Annotated in this window: 24 protein-coding genes; 11 read left to right on the top strand and 13 right to left on the bottom strand. The window is 70.9% G+C overall.

The features are described from left to right. Positions 1-3 precede the first annotated feature (3 nt). From ACT53Q_RS17095 to ACT53Q_RS17055, 9 genes are all read left to right on the top strand, one after another. Positions 4-276 (top strand): hypothetical protein, encoded by a 273-nt coding sequence (locus tag ACT53Q_RS17095; protein WP_476187858.1) that lies wholly within the window; start codon positions 4-6, stop codon positions 274-276. Positions 277-314: 38 nt separating this feature from the next. After that, positions 315-1,547 (top strand): imidazolonepropionase, encoded by a 1,233-nt coding sequence (gene hutI, locus ACT53Q_RS17090; RefSeq protein WP_476187857.1) that lies wholly within the window; start codon positions 315-317, stop codon positions 1,545-1,547. A 25-nt stretch (positions 1,548-1,572) separates the two neighbouring features. After that, complete coding sequence (locus tag ACT53Q_RS17085; protein WP_476187856.1) at positions 1,573-2,778, top strand: dipeptidase; 1,206 nt, start codon at positions 1,573-1,575, stop codon at positions 2,776-2,778. A 107-nt stretch (positions 2,779-2,885) separates the two neighbouring features. Beyond that, positions 2,886-3,620 (top strand): DUF6348 family protein, encoded by a 735-nt coding sequence (locus tag ACT53Q_RS17080; protein ID WP_476187855.1) that lies wholly within the window; start codon positions 2,886-2,888, stop codon positions 3,618-3,620. Positions 3,621-3,645: 25 nt separating this feature from the next. Continuing rightward, a complete protein-coding gene (locus ACT53Q_RS17075) occupies positions 3,646-4,569 on the top strand; it encodes an STM4015 family protein (protein ID WP_476187854.1) in 924 nt (307 codons plus the stop codon). Further along, positions 4,566-5,738 carry an STM4014 family protein gene (locus ACT53Q_RS17070; protein WP_476187853.1) on the top strand — a complete coding sequence of 391 codons (1,173 nt, stop codon included), beginning with the start codon at positions 4,566-4,568 and terminating at the stop codon, positions 5,736-5,738. Before ACT53Q_RS17075 ends, ACT53Q_RS17070 begins: the two co-directional genes overlap by 4 nt. Further along, positions 5,731-6,600: an STM4013/SEN3800 family hydrolase gene (locus ACT53Q_RS17065; protein ID WP_476187852.1), complete on the top strand. Its 870-nt coding sequence runs from the start codon at positions 5,731-5,733 to the stop codon at positions 6,598-6,600. The genes ACT53Q_RS17070 and ACT53Q_RS17065 overlap by 8 nt, the downstream gene beginning before the upstream one ends. After that, the gene (locus ACT53Q_RS17060) at positions 6,597-7,967 is read left to right on the top strand and encodes an STM4012 family radical SAM protein (protein ID WP_476187851.1); all 1,371 of its coding nucleotides are present in this window, start codon (positions 6,597-6,599) and stop codon (positions 7,965-7,967) included. Before ACT53Q_RS17065 ends, ACT53Q_RS17060 begins: the two co-directional genes overlap by 4 nt. A gap of 31 nt (positions 7,968-7,998) precedes the next feature. Then, on the top strand, positions 7,999-8,883 hold the full coding sequence (locus tag ACT53Q_RS17055; RefSeq protein ID WP_476188043.1) for an STM4011 family radical SAM protein: 885 nt from the start codon (positions 7,999-8,001) through the stop codon (positions 8,881-8,883). A 61-nt stretch (positions 8,884-8,944) separates the two neighbouring features. On the opposite strand, the gene ACT53Q_RS17050 is transcribed toward ACT53Q_RS17055, so the two are convergent. The 5 genes from ACT53Q_RS17050 to ACT53Q_RS17030 all read right to left on the bottom strand — a co-directional run bounded on the left by ACT53Q_RS17050 (position 8,945) and on the right by ACT53Q_RS17030 (position 12,799). After that, positions 8,945-9,130 (bottom strand): 30S ribosomal protein THX, encoded by a 186-nt coding sequence (locus ACT53Q_RS17050; RefSeq protein ID WP_476173395.1) that lies wholly within the window; start codon positions 9,128-9,130, stop codon positions 8,945-8,947. Positions 9,131-9,257: 127 nt separating this feature from the next. Beyond that, entirely contained in the window at positions 9,258-9,671 is a 414-nt protein-coding gene (locus ACT53Q_RS17045) for a MerC domain-containing protein (protein ID WP_476187850.1), read from the bottom strand. A gap of 2 nt (positions 9,672-9,673) precedes the next feature. Next, complete coding sequence (locus ACT53Q_RS17040; protein ID WP_476187849.1) at positions 9,674-10,450, bottom strand: metal ABC transporter permease; 777 nt, start codon at positions 10,448-10,450, stop codon at positions 9,674-9,676. Next, entirely contained in the window at positions 10,447-11,370 is a 924-nt protein-coding gene (locus ACT53Q_RS17035) for a metal ABC transporter substrate-binding protein (RefSeq protein WP_476187848.1), read from the bottom strand. The genes ACT53Q_RS17040 and ACT53Q_RS17035 overlap by 4 nt, the downstream gene beginning before the upstream one ends. Before the next feature lie 13 nt (positions 11,371-11,383). Next, entirely contained in the window at positions 11,384-12,799 is a 1,416-nt protein-coding gene (locus tag ACT53Q_RS17030) for a hypothetical protein (protein WP_476187847.1), read from the bottom strand. A 217-nt stretch (positions 12,800-13,016) separates the two neighbouring features. Here ACT53Q_RS17030 and ACT53Q_RS17025 point away from each other — a divergent pair, with 217 nt between their 5' ends. After that, positions 13,017-15,059 (top strand): TonB-dependent receptor, encoded by a 2,043-nt coding sequence (locus ACT53Q_RS17025; RefSeq protein WP_476187846.1) that lies wholly within the window; start codon positions 13,017-13,019, stop codon positions 15,057-15,059. Positions 15,060-15,226: 167 nt separating this feature from the next. Here ACT53Q_RS17025 and ACT53Q_RS17020 read toward each other — a convergent pair whose 3' ends face one another. Next, positions 15,227-15,733 carry a transcriptional repressor gene (locus ACT53Q_RS17020; protein ID WP_476187845.1) on the bottom strand — a complete coding sequence of 169 codons (507 nt, stop codon included), beginning with the start codon at positions 15,731-15,733 and terminating at the stop codon, positions 15,227-15,229. A 71-nt stretch (positions 15,734-15,804) separates the two neighbouring features. Next, positions 15,805-17,217, bottom strand: a complete 1,413-nt coding sequence (gltX, locus tag ACT53Q_RS17015; protein ID WP_476187844.1) for a glutamate--tRNA ligase — start codon at positions 17,215-17,217, stop codon at positions 15,805-15,807. Between the two features lie 93 nt (positions 17,218-17,310). On the opposite strand from gltX, the gene lpxH reads away from it, so the two are divergent. Beyond that, positions 17,311-18,057 (top strand): UDP-2,3-diacylglucosamine diphosphatase, encoded by a 747-nt coding sequence (gene lpxH, locus ACT53Q_RS17010; protein ID WP_476187843.1) that lies wholly within the window; start codon positions 17,311-17,313, stop codon positions 18,055-18,057. A 145-nt stretch (positions 18,058-18,202) separates the two neighbouring features. Here lpxH and ACT53Q_RS17005 read toward each other — a convergent pair whose 3' ends face one another. From ACT53Q_RS17005 to folC, 6 genes are all read right to left on the bottom strand, one after another. Then, positions 18,203-18,445 (bottom strand): DUF6868 family protein, encoded by a 243-nt coding sequence (locus ACT53Q_RS17005; RefSeq protein WP_476187842.1) that lies wholly within the window; start codon positions 18,443-18,445, stop codon positions 18,203-18,205. A 287-nt stretch (positions 18,446-18,732) separates the two neighbouring features. Continuing rightward, complete coding sequence (locus tag ACT53Q_RS17000) at positions 18,733-19,551, bottom strand: ferritin-like domain-containing protein (protein WP_476187841.1); 819 nt, start codon at positions 19,549-19,551, stop codon at positions 18,733-18,735. A gap of 86 nt (positions 19,552-19,637) precedes the next feature. Then, a complete protein-coding gene (purF, locus tag ACT53Q_RS16995; RefSeq protein ID WP_476187840.1) occupies positions 19,638-21,107 on the bottom strand; it encodes an amidophosphoribosyltransferase in 1,470 nt (489 codons plus the stop codon). An 87-nt stretch (positions 21,108-21,194) separates the two neighbouring features. Next, a complete protein-coding gene (locus tag ACT53Q_RS16990; protein WP_476187839.1) occupies positions 21,195-22,415 on the bottom strand; it encodes an SPOR domain-containing protein in 1,221 nt (406 codons plus the stop codon). 105 nt (positions 22,416-22,520) lie between these two features. After that, positions 22,521-23,846 (bottom strand): S41 family peptidase, encoded by a 1,326-nt coding sequence (locus ACT53Q_RS16985; protein WP_476187838.1) that lies wholly within the window; start codon positions 23,844-23,846, stop codon positions 22,521-22,523. Beyond that, positions 23,843-25,162, bottom strand: coding sequence for a bifunctional tetrahydrofolate synthase/dihydrofolate synthase (gene folC / locus ACT53Q_RS16980; RefSeq protein WP_476187837.1), 1,320 nt, complete (start codon positions 25,160-25,162; stop codon positions 23,843-23,845). The genes ACT53Q_RS16985 and folC overlap by 4 nt, the downstream gene beginning before the upstream one ends. Positions 25,163-25,192: the final 30 nt, after the last annotated feature.

The raw sequence follows: 25,192 nt of genomic DNA, 5'->3' as shown, positions 1-25,192 counted from the left end.
GCGATGTTGGTCCTGTGCGCGGGTTGCGACGGCGATCTTCGTGGTTCGAGCGCACCTTCGACTGACGGCGTCACCTATCTGATCGTCGCCGACGACAATGGCGGCCGCTGCGGTCCGATCCTCGTCGACGGCCGTCGCTGGCCTCACCGGATCGGTGAGCGTGGCCGGATCACCGCAGGGCAACATCGCGTCGCGTGCGGCGTCGCGTCCGATCAAGACATGGTCGTGGACATCGCCGAAGGCAGGGTCTACACCTTCGACTACTGGGGGCCGTAAGCACGCCTCATCCTTCAACGCATGGCACACTTTTCCGCATGACAATCTCCCGGCATTTCGACACCCTTCTGCTTGGCGCGCATCTCGCCACGCTCGACGGCGACGGTTACGGTGCGATCGAGGACGGCGCGATCGGCTGGCGCGACGGCGTGCTGGCGTTCGTCGGCCCGCGCGCGGCGCTGCCGGCGGCGCCGGAGACGCTGGCCGACGAGGTGATCGAGGTCGACGGCGGCTGGGTCACGCCCGGGCTGGTCGACTGCCACACGCATCTGGTGTTCGCCGGCGACCGCGCGCACGAGTTCGAGCTGCGCCTGCAGGGCGCGAGCTACGAGGACATCGCCCGCGCCGGCGGCGGCATCGTCTCGACCGTGCGCGCCGTGCGCGCCGCGGACGAGGACGCGCTGCTCGCGCAGTCGCTGCCGCGCGCGCGGGCGCTGCTCGCGGACGGCGCGACGACGCTGGAGATCAAGTCCGGCTACGGCCTCGACTTCGAGAGCGAACGCCGCATGCTGCGCGTCGCGCGCCGCATCGGCGACACGCTGGGCGTGACCGTGCGCACGACGTTCCTCGGCGCGCATGCGCTGCCGCCGGAGTTCGCAGGCCAACCCGACGCCTACATCGACACCGTGATCGACTGGCTGCCGCGGCTGCATGCCGACGGTCTGGTCGATGCCGTCGATGCGTTCTGCGAAGGCATCGGGTTCACACCCGCGCAGACGCGGCGCGTGTTCGAGGCGGCGCGTGCGCTGGGCCTGCCGGTGAAGCTGCACGCCGACCAGCTCAGCGACCTCGGCGGCGCGGCGCTGGTCGCCGAATTCGGCGGCCTGTCCGCCGATCACGTCGAATACACGCGCGACGACGCCGTGCGCGCGATGGCCGCCGCCGGCACCGTCGCGGTGCTGCTGCCCGGCGCGTTCCATTGCCTGCGCGAAACCAAGCGCCCGCCGATCGACGCCTTCCGCGCGCACGGCGTGCCGATGGCGGTCGCGACCGACGCCAACCCCGGCACCTCGCCGCTGCTGTCGCTGCGCCTCGCGATGTCGCTGGCGTGCACGCATTTCCGGCTGACGCCCGAAGAGGCGTTGCGCGGCGCGACCGTGCACGCGGCGCGCGCGCTCGGCCTGCACGACCGCGGCCTGCTGCGCGTCGGGATGCGCGCGGACCTCGTGCTGTGGGACGTGCGTCGCCCTGCCGAACTGTGCTACTGGCTCGGCGGCGACCTCGCGCGCCTCGTCGTCGCGGGCGGACAGCGCCTGTCCGCGTCCTTCTGACCTCATCCCACCTCCGGAGCGCGCCATGCGACGCCACTTGCTGTTTCCCGCTCTCGTCGCCGCGCTGACCGCCGGCATCGCCCACGCGGGCGACGCGACGCCCGCCGCGCAGAAACTGGCGCAGGACGCGGTGATCGTCGACACCCACATCGACGCGCCGACCGAACTGGCGAAGCGCTGGCTCGACCTGTCGCAGGCGCAGGCCCGCGAGTTCGATTACCCGAAGGCGCGCGCCGGCGGCCTCGACGTGGCGTTCATGTCGATCTACACCTCGCCCGGCCAGGACGCCGACGGCAGCGCCTGGAACGTCGCGCACCGCATGATCGACGGCGTGCAGGCGCTGGCCGCAGAACATCCGGAGAAGTTCGCCGTGCTGCGCTCGCCGCGCGACGTCGACCGCCTGCGTCGCGGCGGCCGCGTGCTGTTGCCGATGGGCATGGAGAACGGCGCGCCGATCGGCGACGACGTCGCGAAGCTGCGCGTGTTCTTCGATCGCGGCGTGCGCTACGTCACCCTCGCCCACAGCGACAACAACCGCATCGCCGATTCGTCCTACGCGACGGAAAAGCACTGGCACGGGCTCAGCCCGTTCGGCCGCGAGGTCGTGGCCGAGATGAACCGGCTCGGCATGATGGTCGACGTCTCGCATCTGTCGGACGACGCCGTCGCGCAGTCGGTCGCGCTCAGCCGTGCGCCGGTCGTCGCCACGCATTCGGCGTTCCGTCATTTCACGCCCGGCTTCGAGCGCAACCTCAGCGACGAGCTCGCGAAGGCCATCGCCGACAAGGGCGGCGTGATCCAGGTGCCGTTCGGCAACGCCTTCGTCGATCCGGCCTCGGCCGCGCGCACGCAGGCCTACTTCGTCGCCTACAACGCCTACCAGCGCGAGAAGGCCGCCGGCCGCACCGCGCAGACCGTCGCCGAATTCGACGCCGCGTGGGAGCAGTCGCATCCGCCGCTGCCGGTGAAGCTCGACGCGGTGCTCGACCAGATCGACTACGGCGTGCAGCTGGTCGGCATCGACCACGTCGGCATCGGCTCCGACTTCGACGGCGTCGACGGCGCCCTGCCCGACGGCCTCAAGACCGTCGCCGACTACCCGAACCTCATCGCCGGCCTCCAGGCCCGCGGCTACCGCGACGACGCGCTGCGCAAACTGCTCGGCGAGAACCTGCTGCGGGTGTGGCGCGCGGTCGAGGATGCCGCCGCAGCGACGAAGCCGGCGCGCTGAGCATGTTCGGTTTCTTCCGCAGGAAGCCCGGTCCGCCGGCGCCGCCGCCGGAACCGCCAGCACCGTCGATCCCGCCGCTGCATCCGCTCAATCCGGCCGAAGCGTCCGTGCTGGTCCTGCGTGCCGACGACGACGGCGCGGCAGAACAGCGCTTCGACATGGTCGATCTGTTGCTGCAGGCATTGCAGGAGGCCGAAGTGCCTGCGCACCGCCACGGGGACGCGCTCCTGCTCGACGACGACCTGATCGTGCAGCCACGCTTCGTGGAAATGGAAGGCGCGGACGGCCGGATCCGGAGTGCGACGACCATCCAGGCCAATCACCCGCTGCTGTACCCTGATGGTCTGTTCGAGTACCAGCATGGCTTCGGCATCTCGCCGGAAGACGCACTGATGAACGGATTTCGCGGCTGGGTGGCGATGGACCATTCCACGCTGGCCGGCGCACTGGAGGACAGGCCCGACAGTTGCCTGATCATGCGGATGACGCTCGCGGACGGCCGCGAGCGCCGCGTGGTGATGGGACCGTTCTCGCATTACATGGCCGAACCGCCGGAGGCCGGCACGGCGGCCGCCGAAGAGGCGGAGAAGTTCTGTCCGTGCTGTCTCTTCTCGAGCGTGCACAAGGCGCTCGACTCCCTGGTCGAGGCCCCGGGCACCATCGGGCTGCGTCTGTTCGCAAGCCGGAGCGGTGACGACGCCAGCGCGGACTGCCGGGCCAACGGCCTCGATCATCCCGACGGCGCCGATGCGCTGCGGCATTACGCCGCGGAGTGGCTGCCCAAGGGCAATTTCGAATTCCGCAAACAGTACGTGGTCATCCACGACTTCCCCATTCCCTGACCGGCGCCCGCGCCAAGGACCCTCCATGACCGTCAACGAAACCCTCGAACGCTTCTTCGGCAAACCCGTCGTCGAATTCCGCATGGGCGACACCGTCGCCGACCGCGACGCCGTGCGCACCCACGCCTTCCGCCTGGCGCAGGATTACGACTCGGCCGAGAGCCAGCGCGAGCTGCTGGACGCCTTCCTCGCGCAGGTCGACACGACCGCACTCGACGCGCTGATCATCGGCGCGTGGAGCGAAGCGCACGACACCTCGCCGCAGGACTATCTCGATGCACTGATCGAACGCCGCGCCGAGCTGCCGTCGCTGCGCGCGCTGTTCGTCGGCGACATGAGCTTCGAGGACTGCGAGATCTCATGGATCATCCAGGGCGACTACAACCCGCTGCTCGCGGCGTTTCCGGAGTTGCAGGTGCTGCGCATCCGCGGCAGCACCGACCTGACACTCGCACCGTTCACGCATGCGGCGCTGCAGGAACTGGCGATCGAATGCGGCGGCCTGCCCGAAGGCATCGCCAATGCGATCGCGGGTTCGACACTGCCGGCACTGAAGCGGCTTGAACTGTGGCTGGGCGACGACAACTACGGCTTCGACGGCGACGTGGAAACCTACGCGCGCCTGCTCGACGCGATCGATGCCTCGCGGCTCGAATACCTCGGTCTGTGCGATGCGCAGATCAGCGATGCGCTGGCGCAGCATCTCGCCGGCTGCGACTGGCTGGGCCGCCTCGACACGCTGGACCTGTCGATGGGCACGATCGGAGACCTCGGTGCGCAGGCGCTGTGCGAAAGCCCGTTCCTCACCGGGCTGAAAACACTCGATCTCAGCCATCACTACATCGGCGACGCCTGGCAGGCGAAGCTGAAGGCGCTGCCCTGCCGCGTGGTGCTGGACGACCCGCAGGACGAGGACGACGGGGAGCGCTACGTCGCCGTCGCCGAGTGAAACGCCGCGACGCGCCACTGGCGGTGTTCGGCGCGCCCGGGCATCGCCGCGTCCTGCGCCTCCAGCGCGCGCTGCGCGAGCGCGGCCTGCGCCGGGCGGCGGTGATCGACTACGCGGAACGCCTGTGCGCGCCTGCACCGCCGCTCGCGCTGCCGTCGGTCGGCGATGGCACACCGACGATGGTCAAGCTCGACGCACCGGCCGCGGGCACCGGCCTGTACGAACGACTGGTGCAGCGCGGCCATCGCCTGCTCGATCGTGACGGCGCGCCGCCCATCGACATCGACGGCCATGCGCTCGCGCATCGCGACCTGTGGTTCGCGGGCTTCGCCGACCTGCTGCGCACGATCGCGCGCGAGGCGGAGGCCGCAGGTCTGGTCCGCTGGCTGAATCCGGTCGAGGACATCCTGCGCATGTGCGACAAGTGGGCGTGCCGCGAAGCGCTGGCCGCGGCCTGCGTCGACGTGCCGCCCGCGCTCGGGCGCGTGACCTCGTACGTGCACCTGCACGAACTGCTCGACGCGCATGGCTGCGACCGCGTGTTCGTGAAGGCGCGCTACGGCTCGGCCGCGGCGGGCGTGATCGCCTACCGCCGGCATCGAGACGGTCGCGAACTCGCGTGGACCACGGCCGAAGTCGTGGGCGACGGCAGACAGGCGCGACTGTTCAACCGGCTCTCGCCGCAGCGTTACACGACGCGTGCACGGATCGCCGCGCTGATCGATGCACTCGCCGCGCAGGACTGCTACGCCGAGGCGTGGATCCCGAAGCCGCGCGCCACGGGCTTCACCGGCTGCTGCTTCGACATGCGCGTGATCGCCTTCGCCGGCGAACCGCGACAGCGGATGGCGCGCATCGCGGACGCGCCAATGACCAACCTGCATCTCGGCAACCGGCGCGCCGATCCGGCGTCGCTGCTCGACCACGCGGCATGGGCGCAGGTCGACGCCACCGTGCGCGCCGCGGCGGCGGTGTTTCCCGGCAGCACGATGATCGGCTTCGACGTGATCCCCGGGCGCGACCGCTGCGTCGTGCTCGAAGCCAATGCCTTCGGCGACGACGTGCAGCACGCGCGCTGCGACGGCGCGGAGCCTGCCGACGACCAGGCCGACTGGGTGCTCGCCGGCCTCGTGCAGGCCTCCGCATGCGAGGCGCGCGCGCATGGCTGACGCGTGCGCGCCCGTGCTCGACATGCACGCCATCGTCGGCAGCCACGACGTGCTGTTCATCGTGCTCGACACGCTGCGCTTCGATGTCGCGCAGGCGTGTTTCGAGGCGGGCCGACTGCCGACGCTGGCGCCGCACCTGCCGGCGGCAGGCTGGGAGCGGCGGCACACGCCGGCGACATTCACCTACGCCGCACACCGCGCCTTCTTCGCCGGTTTCCTGCCGACGCCCGCGTCTCCCGGGCCGCACCCGCGCCTGTTCGCGCTGGCGTTCGCGGGCAGCGAGACGGCCGACGCCAACACATTCGTGTTTTCGGACGACGGCGGCGCGGATCGCGCGGACATCGGCGGCGGCTTCGCGGCGCTCGGCTACCACACGCTGTGCATCGGCGGCGTCGGTTTCTTCAACCCGGCGAATGCGCTGGGCCGCGATCTGCCGGGACTGTTCGACGAAGCGCACTGGAATCCCGCGTTCGGCGTGACCGCGATCGACTCCACCGAACGCCAGGTCGCGCTGGCCTGCGCGCGACTCGATGCCGACGACCTGCGCGGCCGGCGCTGCTTCACGTATCTCAACGTGTCGGCACTGCACCAACCGAACCGGCATTACCTCCCGGGCGCCGTCGAGGACGATGCCGACACGCAGGCCGCGGCGCTCGAATACGTCGATGCCGCGCTCGCACCGCTGTTCGCGGCCGCGCGGCGACGCGCCCCGACGTTCGTGATCGTCTGCTCCGATCACGGCACCGCCTACGGCGAGGACGGCTATCGCGGCCATCGCCTCGCGCACGACGTGGTGCTGCATGTGCCGTACGCGCATTTCCTGCTTGGACACGCCCCGAACGGAAGCGACCTCGACGCATGAACGCCGCAACTCCCTTGCCGTCGCTGGACGCACTGCTGCAACTGCCGCCCTACCTGGCGTATTCGTACTCGTATCCGCACAAGACCGCGTACCGCGCGCTGCCGGCGCCGCGCGCACTGCGCGAGGTCTGGGCCGACGAGGCGCGCGACGCGCTGTTCCTGTACCTGCACATCCCGTTCTGCCCGTACCGCTGCGGCTTCTGCAACCTGTTCGCGCTGGCGAAGCCGAACGACGACGCGGTCGAGCGTTATCTCGACCAGCTCGCGCTGCAACTGGACGTCACCGTCGATGCACTCGACGGCGCGCGCTTCGCGCGCTTCGCGCTGGGCGGCGGCACGCCGAGTTACCTGACCACGCCGCAACTCGAACGCCTGTTCGCGATGCTGCAGCGCCACGGCATCGACCCGCGTGCGCTGCCGTCGGGCATGGAAGTGTCGCCCGACACCGTCGATGCGGAAAAGATGGCGCTGTGCCGCGAGGCCGGCATCGATCGCGTGAGCATGGGCATCCAGAGTTTCGGCGATGCCGAGGTGCGCGCGCTGGTGCGGCCGCAGCAACGCGATGAAGTCGAACGCGCGATCGCCGCGATCCGCGCGCAGCGTTTCCCCACGCTCAACCTCGACCTGATCTACGGCATCGCCGGGCAGAGCGTGGACAGCTTCGTGGCCTCGATCGACAGCGCGCTCGCGTTCGCGCCGGAGGAACTCTATCTGTATCCGCTGTACGTGCGTCCGCTGACCGGGCTCGGACGCATGGCGGGACGCGACGGTCGCACGCGCTTCGCGGTGCACACCGAGCCGCAGGATGATCGCCCGGCGCTGTATCGCGCAGGCCGCGATCGCCTGCTCGCCGCCGGCTACACGCAGGTGTCGATGCGCATGTTCCGCGCACCGCATGCGCCCGCGGGCGACGCCGGCCCGGCCTACTGCTGCCAGGACGACGGCATGGTCGGCATCGGTTGCGGCGCGCGCTCGTACACGCGCGGCCTGCACTACGCGAGCGAGTACGGCGTGTCGCGACGCAGCGTCGCCGAGATCCTCGCGCACCACCTCACGCTGACCGCCGGCGACTTCGCGCAGGTGCGGCACGGCTTCGTGCTCGACGGCGACGAACAGCGGCGTCGGTACGCGATCCAGTCGCTGCTGGTGAAGCCCGGACTGTCGTTCGATGCGTGGCGCATGCGCTTCGGCAGCGATGTCTTCGACGACCTGTCGCAACTGGCGTCGCTGGAACCGCTCGGCCTCGCCCGGCGCGACGGCGCATTGCTCGCGCTCACCGACGAAGGGTTCGCGCGCGCCGACACCCTCGGCCCGTGGCTGGCGTCGCCGGCCGTGCTCGCGCGCATGGCCGAGCATGCACCGCGCTGACATGCACGTCCCGCAGGCCGCGATCGACGCGATGCAGGCTGCCGACGCGCCCGGGCATCTTTCGCTGCTGTATCGCGGTCAGCTGAGCAGTTGCAACTACGACTGCGCCTACTGCCCGTTCGCGAAGACCCGCGACACCCGCGCGACGCTGCAACGCGATGCCGCGGACCTCGCGCGCTTCGTCGACTGGGCGACGGCGTGGCAACGGCCGCTGTCGATCCTGTTCACGCCGTGGGGCGAAGGCCTGGTGCGCAAGCACTATCGCGAGGCGATGATCGCGCTGAGCCAGTTGCCGCACGTGCGGCGGGTGGCGATCCAGACCAACCTCTGCATCGGCATGCGCTGGCTGGACCGCGTCGATCCGCGCGCGTTCGCGCTGTGGTGCACGTGGCATCCCACGCAGGTGCCGCTGGCGACGTTCGTCGCGCGCTGCCGCGAACTGCACCGGCGCGGGCTGCGTTTCAGCGTGGGCATGGTGGCGCTGCGCGACGCGCTCGACGACATCGACCGGCTGCGCGCGGCGCTGCCCGACGACGTGCCGCTGTGGCTGAATGCGTACGACGGCCGGGATGCGGACTATTACGCGGCGGACGACGTGTCGCGGCTGCGCCGCATCGATCCGCACTTCGGTTTCAGCCTCGATCCGCCGCCCAGCCTCGGCGCGCCCTGCGCCACCGGCGAGTCGGTGCTGTCGGTCGACGGCGATGGCGGCGTGCGCCGCTGCCATTTCGTCGCCGAATCGCTGGGGAACCTGTACGACGGCAGTTTCGTCGCGCAGCTGCGCCCGCGCGCCTGCCCGAACCGCGCCTGCGACTGCTTCATTGGCTACGTGCACCGCCGCGACCTGCCGTTCGCGACCGACTACGCCGGCGGGCAACTGGAACGGGTGCCGGCCCGCGGGTCATCGCGACCCTGAGCCCGGAAACGCGAAACCCCGCCGGAGCGGGGTTTCGATGCAACCGGTCGGGCGGGCCCGATCAGTCCTTGGCAGCGACCTTCTTCACCGCGGCCTTCTTGGCCGGCGCCTTGGCGACCGGCTTGGCGGCGGCCTTCTTGGCGACCGGCGCAGCGCCGGCGGCCAGGCCGGTGGCCTTCGGACGGGCGTTGCCGTAGCTGGAGTTGTAGCGCTTGCCCTTGGCGGTCTTGCGGTCGCCCTTGCCCATGTCGAAACCCTCGATAGCTGTCGTGTTCGGTGTGATCGTGTTGGTACGGATCCGCGGCGATGCGCGGGCCGCGAATGCTACCACGCGGGGGGCCTCCGCGGGCCCGGGCCGGGCCGGGCGCCCGGATTCAGCCCACGTCGGCAGCGGCCTCGGCGGCCAGATGGGTGAGGCGCAGGTTGGCCACGTGGGCCAGCGCCACGAACGTCCCGCCCAAGGTCATCACGATGGCGTGCGGCACCACCGTGGCGTGCAGCGGCGCGTACAGGACGCCGAACCACAGCGCCGCCAGCCCCGGCAGCAGCAGGCCCAGTGCCCGCACCTCGCGGTGGCGCCGGTAGCCCCAGACCACGCTGAACAGGCCGACCATCGAGGCGAAGACGACGAACCATTCCTCGGCGTCCTTGCTCAGCCAGGTCGCCACGCCGATGCTCGGCAGCAGCGCGATCAGCAGCGGCAGCAGCGCGCAATGCACGGCACACAGCAGGGAGCCGACGGCTCCCATGCGGTCGAGCAGGACGCGGTAGCGGTGTTCCAGGGCCATCGTCATTCCGTGGGGGCGGACCGGTTGCGTCCAAGGGCCAGCACCTGCGCCAGCAGCGCGCAGCCGACCAGCGTCCAGACGATCATCGCACCGCTGGGCAGGTCCAGCAGCGCCGACAGCACCAGCCCCGAGACGTAACCGAGGATGCCGATGGCGTAGGCGATGCCCAGCCGGCGTCCCAGCGCCACCGTGCCCAGCGCGGGCACGATCAGGCTGGCAAACACCAGGTACACGCCGACCAGTTGGACCGAGGCGGTGATCGCCAGCGCGAACAGCGCGTAGAACAGCAGGCCGCGCGGTTCGCCGCGCTTCCAGATCATCACCGCCAGCAGCGCCGCCGACAGGATCGCCGCCGGGATCAGCTGGCCGTAGCTCACCCACAGGATCTGCCCGACCAGCAGGTCCTTGAGATGCTCGCCGCCCTGCGGGTTGTTCGCCAGCAGCAGCAGGCCGCCGGTCGCCGCCAGCACGAACAGGGTGCCGATCAGCGGTTCCTGGTATTTCGGCCAGCGCTTGTCGGTCCAGGCCAGCAGGCCCGCGCCGGCGAGACCGGCCACCGCGGCGGCGATCTCGACACCGAAGCCGTGCTCGTCGACGCCGAGATACTGCGCCAGGATCACGCCGAGGCCGGCGACCTGCGCGATCGCCAGGTCGATGAAGATGATGCCGCGCGCCAGCACCTGCCGGCCCAGCGGCACGTGCGTGGACAGCACGATCAGCCCGGCCAGGCAGGCCGGGCCGAGGATCGAGACATCGAGGCCGTCCCAGTTGAGCGTCACTTGGCGGCGCCCAGCAGCTTGGACAGGGTCGAGTCGAACAGGCCGAACAGGTCCTTCGATTGCGCGTCGCCGCCGACCGTGTACGGCAGCGTCACCGCCGGCACGCCGGTGCGCTCGGCCAGCCAGTCGGCCGGCTTCGGGTCCTGGTAGGCGGCGCGGACGATGGCCAGCGTGTTCGACGCCTTGGTGGTCGCGATCAGGCTCGACAGGTGCGCGCTGGTCGGCGGCACGCCGGGCTTGGGTTCGAGCGCACCGATCTGCTGCATGCCCAGCCAGTCCCACAGGTACACCCAGCTGATGTGGTGGACCACGACCTTGCGGCCGCGCAGCGGCGCGGCCTGCGCCTGCCAGCGCTTCATCGCGGCGGCCCAGCGGCCGGAGAAATCGGCCAGCCGCTGCTGGTAGACCGCGGCGTTGGCGGGATCGAGCTGCGCGAGGCGCGCGTCGAGGCGCTGCGCGATCACCAGCACGCGGCGCGGATCGAGCTGCACGTGCGGATTGCCGTCCGGATGCACGTCGCCGTTGGCGCGGTCCAGCGCAGTCGGCTTCTCCAGCGTCTTCACCTGCATCGCGGCCATGAACGAGCCGTTGCCGGACGCCACCTTCGTGTTGCCCGACTGGCGGATCAGCTGCGGCAACCAGCCCACTTCCAGTTCGGCGCCGGTGCAGACCAGCAGGTCGGCGGCGCGCAGCTTGGCGATCAGGCTGGGCTTGGCCTCGATCACGTGCACGTCCTGCAGCGCGGAGGTGGCAACGTCGACGTCGACCTTGTCGCCGGCGAGTTCGCGCACGAGCGAGCCCCACTCGGGCTCGCAGGCGAAGACGCGCAACTTGGCCTGCGCCGGCGCGGCGACGGCGGCGCCCAGCAGCAGGGGGAAAAGCACGCGGGAAGCGAAGGACTTCATGATGACGGCGGACATGACGATCGGTTCCTCAGAACTTGTGGGCGCCGTGCGCGCCGAGGCTGGTCTGGTACTGCAGGGTGACGGCGGTGTCGGTGTCGTCGGCGTTGGGGCGATCGCGGCTCAGCTGCAGGCGGAACAGGCTGAATTCGCTGTTGCGCCAGGTCAGTTCGGCGGTGTGGCGGTCCGGATCGAACGGGCTCGCGAACGGGCCGCCGTCGTCCGCCCACAGGCGGTCGTAGCGATAGCCGACGTCCCAGGTGCGGTTGAAGCGGTACACCGCTTCGAGATAGCCGCCGCTGCGGCGACCATTCCACGGCAGCACGTTGTTCGCATCGAGCGGATCGATGTAGGTGCCGTCGCGATCGTCGCGCATGTATTCGCCACGCACGGTGACGCCGCCGTCCTTGAAGTTGCCCTGCGGCGCCCACTTCCAGGTCGCGTCGGCGACGTACAGCCGGCCTTCGCCGTCGAAACCGTCCTCGGCGCCGGCCGCATGCGTGCGCAGCATCGACAGGCCGGCCAGCCATTCGCTGTCGCTGCCGATCGAGCCGCCCACGTGCGCGAACAGGCTGCGCGTGCCGATGCCGCCGTGCTGCGCGCCGCCGGACGGGAACCGGTCGCCACGGAACATTTCGCCGCCGAATTCCAGGAAGAACGGCGTCGGTGCCAGCCAGCGCAGTTGCACGCCGTCATCGCCGTACTGGTTGCCGAGGAACGCCTGGTAGGCCAGCGGCCGGTCGGCGAAATTGTCGGTGTGGGTGTGGTGGCTGTTGAGGTAGCCGATGTTCGAATAGAACCGGCCCATGCGCAGGTTGAAGCCGGCCGGCAGCGCGGTCGCATCGACGAACGCCTCCTCGATGCCGACTTCGTCCTGGCCGTCCTCGGTGCCGACCGCCAGCGTCACCTGGCCGTAGAACTTGTCGTCGATGTTCGCCGACATCGACAGCTCGCTCTCGCCCAGCGACAGCCCCTGCGGCGACGGCCCGCCCTCGCCCACCAGCGGGAAGCCGCTGCGCACGTAGGCGTCCGGATCGAGCGAGTGATGGCTGTAGCTGCCGTTGAGGATCAGGCTGATCGCCGGATTGAAGGCGTTGGCGTTGCCGCCCGACGACGACGCGGACGCATCGGGCGCGGCGGCGACGGAGGTCGAGGAACCCGCGTCCGGCGTGACATCGGCGGGTGCGCTCACGTCGTCCGCGGCGACGGCAGACACGTCGTCAGCCGGTGCCGCCGGCAGCGGCGCGGCGGCTGACGCGGCGCCGCGGAGGCGGGCGATTTCCGCGCGATTCGCCTCGGTCTCGCGGCGCAGCGCCTCGACTTCGGCGCGCAGGGCGCGGAGCTGTTCGGCCATGGCATCGACGGTGACCGCAGGCGGATCGGCCGCGAAGGCCGGTGCGCTCGACAGCGCGGCGGCGACGCAAAGACCGGACAGGACAGTTCTCATGGCGCTCCGAAGGCGTGGTTTTGCATGGTTATAACGTAACAATCATCGCACAGCCGGGGCCGGCTTTGGACGCCCGCCCCCGGCGGATTCAGCCGGGGACGATCCGGACGCGGCCCGTTGCGGCGGCGTGGCGTCCTCGGGCATGACTTCCGGGGGGTTGCGTCGATGTGTAACGTTATAACATTCTTTGACGACCTCCTCCCGATCCAGAGCCGCCATGTCCGACCGCCGTCTTCCTTCTCCTGCCCGCACCCCGGCCCGCAGCCGCCTGTGGATCGCGATCGCGCTGCTGCTGCCGGCCCTGGCCTCGGCACAGGACGCCGCGACGCCGGCCCGCGACACGCCCGACCAGGACAGCCGACACACCGAGGCGCACGACCTCGACGCCGTGGTCGTGACCGCCAGCCCGCTGCGCCAGACCGCCGAACAGCTCAGCCAGCCAGCCGAGGTGCTGACCGGCGAGGCGTTGGACCGCGCCAAGGCCGGCACGCTCGGCGACACTCTCAGCAAGCTGCCCGGCGTGCAGACCTCGAATTTCGGCGCCGGCGTCGGCCGGCCGATCATTCGCGGCCTCGACGGCCCGCGCGTGGGCGTGCTGTCGGGCGGGCTGAGCAGCCAGGACGTGTCCACCATCAGCCAGGACCACGCGACCGCGGTCGAACCGTTCCTGGCCGACCAGATCGAAGTCCTGAAGGGCCCCGCCACCCTGCTCTACGGCAGCGGCGCGATCGGCGGCGTGGTGAACGTGGTGGATGGCCGCATCGCCGAGCGGGTACTCGACCAGACCCTCACCGGCCGCGCGGAGCTTCGCTACGACACCGTCAACGCCGGCACCACCGCGATGGCGCGCGTGGACGCCTCCGGCGCCGACGGCGCGCTGGTGCTGCATGCCGACGGCGTCTATCGCGAACAGGGCGATTACGACACGCCGCGCGGCACGCAGCAGAACAGCGACGTGCGCACGCGCACCGGTGCGCTGGGCGCTTCGTGGGTCGGCAAGGACGGTTTCCTCGGCTTCTCGGCGTCGCGCTACCAGGACCGCTACGGCAATCCGGGCGAACCCGGCGACGCCGCGCTGGGCGAGCCGGCCGTCTACCTCGACATGCTGCAGACGCGTTCCGAAGTGAAGGCGGGCGTGAACCGGCCGTTCCTGATCTTCGAAAGCCTGCGCGGCAGCGTGGCGCGCACGAACTACGAGCACACCGAGTTCGAAGGCAGCGTGCCGGGCACGCATTTCGTCAACGACGCCACCGACGGCCGGATCGAGCTGACGATGCAACCGTTCGGTGCGTGGACCGGCGCGCTCGGCGGGCAGTTCGGCGACCGCACGTTCGAGGCCATCGGCGAGGAAGCCTTCGTGCCGCGCACGAACACGCGTTCCCGCGGGTTTTTCTGGATCGAACACGGCGACTACGGCGCGCTGCAGTTCGATCTCGGCGCGCGCATCGATCGCGTGCGCACCTCGCCCGACGGCGGACGTGTGCGCGATTTCTCGCCGGACAGTTTCTCCGCCGGCGCCGTGTGGAAGTTCGCGGATGCGTGGCGACTGAGCCTCAACCTCGATCGCGCCGAACGCGCGCCGGCCGAGGAAGAGCTGTACGCCGATGGTCCGCACGCGGCCACCGCGTCGTACGAGATCGGCAATCCCGATATGCGCAAGGAACGCGCCGACCAGGCGGAACTCGGCCTGCATTACCACGGCCAGCGCTTCGAGGCGAAGGCCGCGGTGTACCAGACCGACTTCAAGGGCTTCATCTATCTCGTCGACACCGGCACGACCACGCCCGATGCCGAGGCGCTGCCGATCCGGCAGTGGTCGCAGGCGGATGCGCGCTTCCGCGGGATCGAGGCCGAAATCACCGCGCACCTGCTGGACGACGCGCGCGGCAAGCTCGACCTGCATGCCTTCGGTGACCGCGTGCGCGGCACGCTCGACGACGGCGAGCACCTGCCGCGCGTGGTGCCGGACCGGTTCGGCCTGGACCTGCGCTGGAGCGCGGACGCCTGGCGCGCGAGCGTCGGCGCCACCCGCGTGATGCGCCAGGACAAGCTGGCGCCGGGTGAAACCGAAACCGCCGGCTACACCTTCGTCGACGCGCACTTCGCCTACCACTGGGACACGCCGACGCTCGGCTGGGAAGTGTTCGCCGACGGCACCAACCTCACCGACCAGGTCGGCCGCGTGCACACCTCGTTCCTCAAGGACACCGTGCTGCTGCCGGGTCGCGGCGTCGCCGCCGGCATCCGCGTCTTCTTCTGAACCAAGGTTTCCGCGATTCCGCTTCTCCGCGTGCCCCCTGCGCGCGTCGCGTGCCCGAAGGACCTCTCCCCCTCAGGGCATGCGGCGCGCGCAGTCTTTCGCGACGACGGCGGCTGCGTCGTCGGCGATGAGCAAAGCGGGGAACGTGGTGCGCGAAGGACGCGCGATCAGCGCGGCGCGCCGGCGCAGCGCGCGCACAGGCCGTGCACTTCCAGCGTCTGCGCCTGCGGCACGAAACCGAGCGCGCGGGCCTTTTCGTCGAGCAGCGCGACGATGCGCTCGTCTTCCAGTTCGACCGCGGCATGGCAGCGGTCGCAGATCAGGAACGGCACCGAATGCTGCGCCGTGCTCGGGTGATGGCAGGCGACGAAGGCGTTGACCGATTCGAGCTTGTGGATGAAGCCGTTGGCGAGCAGGAAATCCAGCGCGCGATACACCGTCGGCGGTGCTGCGGAACCGGCGCTGTCCTCGTCATCGAGTTTGTCGGCGCGGATGCGATCGAGCAGGTCGTAGGCCTTGATCGGCTTGCCCTGCGCGGCGATCAGGCCCAGCACCTTGGCGCGGATCGGCGTCAGCCGCAGCCCGCGCTCGCGGCAGGCGCGTTCCACCGCGGCCACGAAGCCGGGGGCGTCGTGGACATGGTGGTGCGGGTCGGTGCAGTGATCGTGGGCCATGGCCGGATGATGGCGACGCGCGGGGAACGACTCAACCCCGCGCCGACGGACGCGCCGGGCGGACGGGTCGTTCAGCCCGCCGCCGCGATCTTCGCCAGCGCGGCGTCGATGCGCGCCAGCGCCTCGTCGCGGCCGGCGAGGAACACCGTGTGCGAGATGTCCGGGCTGACCTGGGTGCCGGTGATCGCCACCCGCATCGGCTGCGCGACCTTGCCCATGCCGATGCCTAGCGCCTCGGCGACGGCGTGCAGCGCGACGCTCACGGCCTCGGCGCTCCAATCGCCTGCGTCGATCGTGGCCAGGCGCTCGCGCGCCTCGCGCAGCGGCGCGGCGGCCTCCGGCTTCAGGTGCTTGGCGACCGCGGCTTCGTCATAGGTCGTCAGCGGCCCGAACCACACCGCGGCGCGCTCGGCCATGTCCTTCAGCGTCTGCACGCGGTCGCGCAGCGCGATGACGAGGTCGGCCGGCTTCGGGCCCTTCGCCAGATCGTAACCGGCGCGCTCCAGATGGAACACGAGATGCCTGCCCACGGCCTCGGGATCGTCGCTCTTGAGGTACTGCTGGTTGAGCCAGCCGAGCTTCGCCATGTCGAGGCGCGACGCCTTCGGATTCACGTCCTTCAACTCGAACAGCGACACCATCTCGTCGCGGGTGAAGATCTCCTGATCGCCATGCGACCAGCCCAGCCGCACCAGGTAGTTCAGCAGCGCATGCGGCAGGTAGCCCGCGTCGCGATAGCCCATCACGTCGGCGGCGCCGGTGCGCTTGGACAGCTTCGCGCCTTCCTCGTCGAGGATCATCGGCAGGTGCGCGAAATTCGGCACGGTCGCGCCGAGCGCGCGGTAGATGTTGATCTGCCGCGGCGTGTTGTTGACGTGGTCGTCGCCGCGCACCACGTCGGTGATGCCCATGTCGATGTCGTCGACGACCACCGCGAAGTTGTAGGTCGCGTAGCCGTCGGAGCGGAAGATCACCAGATCGTCGAGTTCGCTGTTGGCGATCTCGATGCGGCCCTTGACCTTGTCGTCCCACGCCACGGTGCCGTCGAGCGGGTTCCGGAAGCGGATCACGCGGTTCGGGTCGTCGCGGAAGCCGGCGTTCGCGTCGCGGTACGCACCGTTGTAGCGCGGCTTGAGCTTCGCGGCCTCGGCGGCCTCGCGCATCGCCTGCAGTTCGTCCTTGGTCTCGTAGGCGTAGTACGCGGTGCCGGCGGCGACCATCTGCTCGGCGACCTCGCGGTAGCGGTCGAGGCGATGGGTCTGGTAGATCGGGCCTTCGTCGTAACCGAGGTCCAGCCAGTCCATCGCGTCGAGGATGGCGTCGATCGCGCCCTGCGTGCTGCGCTCGCGGTCGGTGTCCTCGATCCGCAGCACGAACTGCCCGCCGTCGTGGCGCGCGGCCAGCCAGCAGTACAGCGCGGTGCGGGCGCCGCCGATGTGCAGGTAGCCGGTGGGGCTGGGGGCGAAACGGGTGCGGGTGGTCATGGCGACGGCATCGGCTGCGTGAAGCCGGCCATTTTACCCGACCGCCGGCGCCGCCCGGTCCGCGGCAGGCGTCGCCGCCCTACAATCGCCGCCATGACGACCCTGTTCATTTCCGACCTGCACCTCGACCCCGAGCGCCCCGACGTCACCCGCCTGTTCGGCGAGTTCATCGACGGCGAGGCGCGCACGGCCGACGCGCTCTACATCCTCGGCGACCTGTTCGAGGCCTGGGTGGGCGACGACGATCCGTCCGAAACCGGCGCTTTCGTCGCGTTGAAGCTGCGCGCGCTGGCGGACGCCGGCGTGCCGGTGGCGTTCCAGCATGGCAACCGCGACTTCCTGGTCGGCCGCGACTTCGCCCGTCGCGCCGGCGTGCGCCTGCTGCCCGAGCACGCGGTGATCCCGCTGTACGGCGTGCCGACGCTGCTGATGCACGGCGACACCCTGTGCACCGGCGACGCGGCCTATCAGGCGTTCCGCGCGCAGACCCGGGCGCCGGCGTGGCAGGCGCAGTTCCTCGCCCAGCCGCTGGCCGCACGGCTCGCGTTCGCGGCGCAGGCGCGCGCGGCCAGCCAGCAGCGCCAGCAGGCGATGAAGAGCGACGACCGCACGCAGTTCGAGACGATCACCGACGTCGCGCCCGACGCGGTGCACGAGACCCTCGCCCGCTACGGTGTGGACACGCTGATCCACGGCCACACCCATCGCCCGGCGATCCACACGCTCGACGTCGACGGCCGCGCCTGCCGGCGCATCGTGCTGGGCGACTGGTACACGCAGGGCTCGGTACTGCGGGTGCAGCCGGACGGCACGACCGCGCTGTCCGCCCTGCCCCTCTGATCGCACCACGGGTTTTGTAGAGCGGAGCAAAGCCCCGCTACCCATCCCGGGACAATGCTCGGTAGAGCGGCCTTCAGGCCGCTGCTCTTTGCCGTTGATGCCAGAAAGCAGCGGCCTGAAGGCCGCTCTACCAAGGCATGGTGCGTCAGCGCATCAGCGACAGCACCACGAACGGCACGAGGTTGAACAACAGGACGCCGATCTTGTAGACGGCCATGCCGGCGTAATGCAGCGTGTCGAAGCGTTCGCGGCTCAGCGCGAACCAGCGCGCGTGCAGGCGATGCAGGCGGTCGTGCGCGAGCGTGAACGCGGCGAACCACACCAGCAGCACGGCGTAGTTCGCGAGCGTGCACCACCCGAGGAATTCGCGGATCGCGGCGAGGTCCATGGGTCGGCTCCGGAACGGGCGGAAGCGCCGCCGAGGAGTGTGCGCCTCGTCGCGGGCGGCGTCGAACCGCACCACGATCAGATGGCGAACAAGCGCCGGCATCACCGTCGAAATGCGGCGCGCTTCGTCTCCCTCCCCCGCTTGCGGGGGAGGGCCGGGGTGGGGGCATCGACATGATCCGCGCTTCGCCCCCCATCCCGACCTTCCTTCACGAGCGGGGGAAGGGGTGAACGAGGTCGCATCGCCCTGCGCGGCGACGCAGCACCAGGCCAGCCGAGACCGAAGCCTCAGGCCAACGCCGCGGCGGCCGCCTGCTCCAGCGCCTGCAGTTCTTCTTCGCTGAAGCCGGCGGCGCTGCGCGCGTCGTGGTTGAACGGGCCGTAGAGCACGCCGCGGCCGTATTCGACCAGCAGCCGGCGGAAGGTCGGTTCGGGATCGACTCCGTCGCGCTCGCAATGCCAGCGGAACCAGCGCGAACCCGCGGCGACATGGCCTACTTCCTCGCGCAGGATCACCTCGAGGATGTCGGCGGTCGCGTGATCGCCGAGTTGGCGCAGCTTCACGATCATGCCCGGCGTGACGTCGAGCCCGCGCGCCTCCAGCACCCGCGGCACCAGCGCCATGCGCTCCAGTCCGGAATGCGCGGTTTTCTCGGCCATTTCCCACAGGCCGTTGTGCGCGTCGAAATCGCCGTAGTCGTGGCCGAGCGCATTCAACCGTTCGCGCAGCATGACGAAATGCCGTGCCTCGTCGTGCGCGACCTGCGCCCAGTCGGCGTAGAACGCGTGCGGCATCCCGCGGAAGCGGTAGACCGCGTCCCAGGCGAGATCGATCGCGTTGAACTCGATGTGCGCGACCGAATGGATGAACGCGGCGCGGCCTTCGTTGGTGCCGAATCCGCGACGCGGCAGTTCGCGCGGATGCACGAGGCGTGGGCGCGCGGGGCGGCCGGGCATGCGGATCGGTTCCGGCGGCGGCGCGTCGTCATCAATGGCGAGTTCGCCGCGGGCGAACGCCTCGGCCGTGGACAGCGTCAGCGCGACCTTGTCTTCCGGCGTCGCGGCGCGGAGGCAGGCGTGGGCGGCGGTGAAGAGCGTCGGTGCCATCGGTTCGGCTTTTGCAGGAGCGACGTGAGTCGCGACTGGATGTCGTAGGTCGCCGGGTCGCGACTCACGTCGCTCCTGCAAAAGAATCAGCCCGCCACGCGCCGCTTCTTCTTGGCGTCGTCCGAGCGCAGTTGCTTCAGGCGCTCGAAGTAGCCGGGTTCGATGCCGGTGACGTATTCGCCGTTGAAGCACGAGCTGTCGAACTTGCGGCCCGGGAACTTCGGGCCGGCGACCGCTTCCTCCAGATCCTCGAGGTCCTGGTAGACCAGCCAGTCGCAGCCGAGCAGCTCCTGGATCTGCTGCTCGGTGCGGTTGTGCGCGACGAGTTCGTCGGCCGACGGCATGTCGATGCCGTACACGTTCGGGTAACGCACCGGCGGCGCGGCGGAGGCGAGGTAGACCTTCTTGGCACCGGCATCGCGCGCCATCTGCACGATCTGCTGCGAGGTGGTGCCGCGCACGATCGAATCGTCGACCAGCAGCACGACGCGGTTGCGGAACTCCAGCGGGATCGGATTGAGCTTGCGGCGCACGGACTTCGCGCGCTCGCCCTGCCCCGGCATGATGAAGGTGCGGCCGACGTAACGGTTCTTGATGAAGCCCTCGCGGTACTTCACGCCGAGCACGTTCGCGATCTCCAGCGCGGCGTCGCGCGAGGTATCGGGGATCGGGATGACGACGTCGATGCCGTGGTCGGGCCGCTCGCGCAGGATCTTCTCGCCGAGGGTCACGCCCATGCGCATCCGCGCCTTGTGCACGGAGATCTCGTCCATCATCGAGTCCGGGCGCGCGAAGTACACGAACTCGAAGATGCACGGCCGCAGGTCGCCTTCGGCGCACTGGCGCGAATGCAGTTCGCCACGCGGCGTGATCACCACCGCCTCGCCCGGGGCCACGTCGCGCAGGCGCTCGAAGCCGAGCACGTCCAGCGCCACCGATTCGGAAGCCAGCGCGTATTCGGTGCCGGCGTCGGTCTGGCGACGGCCCAGCACCAGCGGACGGATGCCGTTCGGGTCGCGGAACGCCACCAGGCCCAGGCCCAGCACCACGGTCAGCACCGCGTAGCCGCCCTTGGCGCGGCGGATCACGTTCTCGATCGCGCGGAACGCGGCGTCGGGCGTGAGCACGCGCTGCTTGTCCAGCTCGTGCGCGAACACGTTGAGCAGCACTTCCGAGTCGGACTCGGTATTGACGTTGCGGCGGTCCTGCTCGAACACCTCGCGCCGCAGCGTGTCGGTGTTGATCAGGTTGCCGTTATGCGCCAGCGCAATCCCGAACGGGGAATTGACGTAGAACGGCTGCGCTTCGTCGCTGCCCTCGCTGCCCGCCGTGGGGTAGCGGCAGTGGCCGATGCCGACGCGCCCCTGCAGCAACGCCATCTCGCTGGCGCGGAAGGCGTCGCGCACCAGGCCGTTGCCCTTGACCACGCGCAGCGCGGTGCCGTTGGCGGTGGCGATACCGGCGGCGTCCTGTCCGCGATGCTGGAGCACGGTGAGCCCGTCGTAGAGCTGGGCCGCGACGTCCGTGGTGCCGACGATGCCGATGATGCCGCACATGGTTGGGGACTCCGGGTCACGCGAAAACGCGCCTCGCGGGCGCGGGACACACGATGGCCGCTGCGCCGGACCGAGCCGGCGCGACGGTCAGGGATACGGGCGGACGATGCCGTCGACGCCGACCTTGGCCTGCACCTGCGCCTTGAGCTGGTCGGCGGCGGCGCGGTCGACGGTGGGGCCGACGCGGACGCGGGTGAGCTTGCCCTTGTCGGTGCTGACGGTCTCGGTGAAGGCGGTGAAGCCGGCGGCGCGGAGCTTCTCGCGCAGGGCGCCGGCCTCGGTGGCGTCGGAGAACGCGCCGACCTGCACCGCGAAGCCGACCTTGGCGGCGGCGGGCACGGTCGCCGCGGGCTTCGGCGCGGTCGGCTTCGGCGCGACGGGCGTCAGCGTGGAGGACTTCGGGGCGACCGGGGTCAGCGGCTGGGTCGCGGCGGCCGACGTCGGCGCCGGCTTGGCCGGGGCGGGTGCGGGCTTGGTCGTGGCGACCGGCGCGGTCGGCGTCGGCTTCGCAGGCGCAGGCGTCGTGGTGGCCGGCTTCGGTTCGGGCTTCGCGGCGACCGGCGGGGCGGGCTTCGGTTCCGGCTTCGCCGGTGCGGGCTTCGCGGGTTCGACCGCGGCCGGCTTCGGCGGCTCGACCGGCGTGGCGGCGGCGGTCGCGGGCGCCGGGGGCGTCGTCGCGGCCGGCGCAGGCTCGGCATCCAGCGCGACCACGCGCACCGGCACGTCGCTGCGCACTTCCAGCGCCTTCAGGCGGACGCTTTCGGCCTCGGCGCGGGTAGCGTACGGCCCGATCCGCACCCGGAACGCGGGCTTGCCGTTGACGCTCGTGGTTTCGCTGTAGGCCGGCAGCCCGGCGTTCTTCGCCAGCGCGACCACGGTGTCGGCGCCCTTCTGGGTGGCGTAGGCGCCGAAGTGGACGGCGTAGTCGCCGGCGGCGGTGGTCGGCGGCAGCGCGCCGGCCGGGGCGGTCGCGTCCGCAGGCGTGGTACCGGCGGCGGGCGGGGCGGTGCCGTCGGCCGGCGGCTGGCCGGGGACGGCAGCGGCATCGGCGGGCGTCGCGGTGGCGGCGGGACGATCGACCGGGGTCGCGTCCATGCCCACCGCACCGCCCTTCGGCACCTGGCCCGGGGCCGCCAGCGGCAGCTCGCGGGTCTCCATCTCGCCGGCCGGGGCGTCGGGCATCTTGAGCGACACGTCCGAGACGCCGCTGTCGGGCGCCGGGCCCTTGACCAGCATGGGCAGGAAGATGACCGCCAGCGCGACCAGCACGGCCGCGCCGATGAGGCGCTGTTTGAGGGCAGTGTCCAAGGGCCGTTCCCGCGGGAAAAAATGCGCGCGCAGTATACCGTCCCCGGACCGCGGCCCGCCGGCCGGATCGGCGGTCCGGCGACGCGGCCGGCCCCGCCGGTTCAGTCACTTCGGCAGCAGGTTGCCGGCTTCGGCGGGATCCCGCGGATGCCCGGCCAGCGCCAGCGCCCGCGCCAGCACCGGGTCGCGGCCCGCCGCGAGGTCGGCCGGCGTCGGCACGACCACGACATCCGGCACCACGCCGACCCGCTCCAGCCGCTGGCCGTCCGGCATCACCACGTCGCCGACGGTGACGCTCACCGCGCTGGACACCACGTAGTCGCCCTGCGACACGTTCACGCCGAACGACCGGGCGACCATCACCGAGCCACTGGTGCGCTCGCCGACGACCTGTCCGCGGCCCTTCAGCTGCACCGTGCGTGCCAGCAGTTCCGCGGCCGAGGCCGACTGCACATCGACCAGCACCAGCAGGCGGCCGGCGAACGCGGCATCGCCGCGGCCGCGCACCGTCTCCGTCTTCGACTTCTCGCGCTCACGGAACGTCGCGATCTCGACCTGACCGGGGAACAGGCCGCCGATCAGGGACCGCAGGGCGGCGAGTTCGCCGCCGGGGTTGCCGCGCAGATCGAGGATTAGCACCTCCTGCCCGCGCGCGGCATCGAGCAGGCGCCTGGGTTCGTCTTCTTCCAGACTGAATGCGTGCAGTTTCGCGACCAGCACGCCGTCGCCGGTCTTCGCCATGCGCAGGTGGTGCTTGCGGCGGTACTCGGCATAGGCGTTGCGGATGCGCGCCCAGCCGTAGCCGGCGCCCTCGCCTTCCAGCTCCAGCACGCGGCCCTGCGTCTTCACCTCGGCGGCGAGATCCAGTTCGCGGCGCCCGCCCTGCGGGTCGACCAGTTCCACATGCAGCCCGGGCTGCGGGCGCAGTTCGTTGAACAGGTATTCGATCTTCCACAGCGTTTCGCGCGACACCGGGAAGCCGTTGATCTGCCGGACCACGTCGCCGACATGCACGCCCTGCTTCGCCGCGTCGCTGCCGGGATCCACGTCCAGCACCATGCCCTGCTCGCCGACGATGCCGACGTCCCAGCCGTAGTCGACGTCGACCGTGCGGAACGGCGGCGAGAAGAACGTGTGGGAATCGTCGAATTCCAGCGTGAACTGGGCGATGGCGGCGATGGCCTGGCCGATGTCGGTGGCCGCCGCGATGCGCTGCCGTGCGGTCTCCGCCAGCGCGTCGGGATCACGTCCGCCGAAACCGGCGTCGTAGTAGTGCGCCTTGACCTGCGTCACCACCCGATCGAGCGTGCTGCGCAGCCGGCGGCGATCGGTCTCGCGCATGCCGTCGTCCGCGGCGCACGCCAGGCCCGCGAGCAGCAGCAGGCCGACACAGAGCCAGCGCGCGACATGGGCGGACGACCGGGGCTTCATGCGTCAGTCGCCCCCGCATCGGATGCCTGCAGGGCCGCCAGCGCCGCAGCCGCGGTGTGGAACGAGCCGAACACCAGCACGCGCGCGCCCGCAGGCGCGGCGGCGCGGGCGGCGGCCAGCGCCTCGGCGACGGTCGCGCAGCGGGTGCCCGCGGCGGCGGGCGTGCCGGCGAGCGCGCCCGCGAACGCGTCCACGTCGCGGCCACGCGGGCCGACGTCGGCGAGGCCCGCCAGCCACCAGCGGTCGACCTGCGGCGCGAGTGCGTCGACGACGCCGACGATGTCCTTGTCGGCCAGCGCCGCGAACACCGCGAACGTCGGGCCGGCGGCCGGCGATACGGCCAGCGCATCGGCCAGCGCGCGCGCCGCCTGCGGGTTGTGGCCGACGTCGACCAGCACTTCGACGCCGTCGCGCGCGAAGCGCTGCAAGCGCGCCGGCACCCGCGCGGCACGCACGCCGTCGACGAACGCGGCATCGGGCAGATCGTCGGGCAGCGCATGCAGCGCGGCGATCGCGACCGCGGCGTTGCGCAACTGCACCGGCGCCGCCAGCGCGGGCAGCGGCAGGTCGAGTTCGCGGCCGAGCGTGCGCCAGCGCCAGTGCGCGTCGTCGCCGTCTTCGGCGTCGATCGGCTCGAAGAAGAAATCGCAGCCGATCCGCACCGCCGATGCGCCGATCGCGTACGCCCGGCCGAGCACGCTCGACGGCGGGTCGTCGTCGCCCAGCACCAGCGGCGTCCATGCGCGGGCGATGCCGGCCTTCTCGGCGCCAATCGCCTCGATGGTGTCGCCCAGCCAGTCCTGATGGTCGAGATCGACCGTGGTGATGACGGCGACGTCGGGATCGACGAGGTTCACCGCGTCGAGACGCCCGCCGAGGCCGACTTCCAGCACCGCGAGATCGAGATCACTGCGCGCGAACAGCCACAGCGCGGCCAGCGTGCCGTACTCGAAATACGTCAGCGGCACGCCGCCACCGGGCATCGCATTGCGCGCGGCGTCCACCGCTTCGAACGCAGCGACGAGCGACGCGTCGTCCGCGTCGGTGCCGTCGATGCGCACGCGCTCGTTGTAGCGCAGCAGGTGCGGCGAGGTGTAGGCGCCGACCGTCCAGCCGGCGGCACGGGCGATGGCTTCGATGAAGGCGACGGTCGAGCCCTTGCCGTTGGTGCCGCCGACGGTGATCACGCGGCGCGCGGGTTTCGGCAGCGCCATCGCCTCGGCGACGGCGCGCACGCGCTCCAGTCCCATTGCAATCGTTTTCGGGTGCTGCGCCTCGATGAAGGCCAGCCAGTCGGACAGGGTGCGCGTGGTCATGCCGCTATTATCCGGCGCGGACACCCCGCC

This window comes from Lysobacter sp. DMC97, assembly GCF_056313745.1.
Note: the sequence above shows the minus strand (reverse complement) of the source record. Positions and strands in the feature narration are given on the sequence as shown.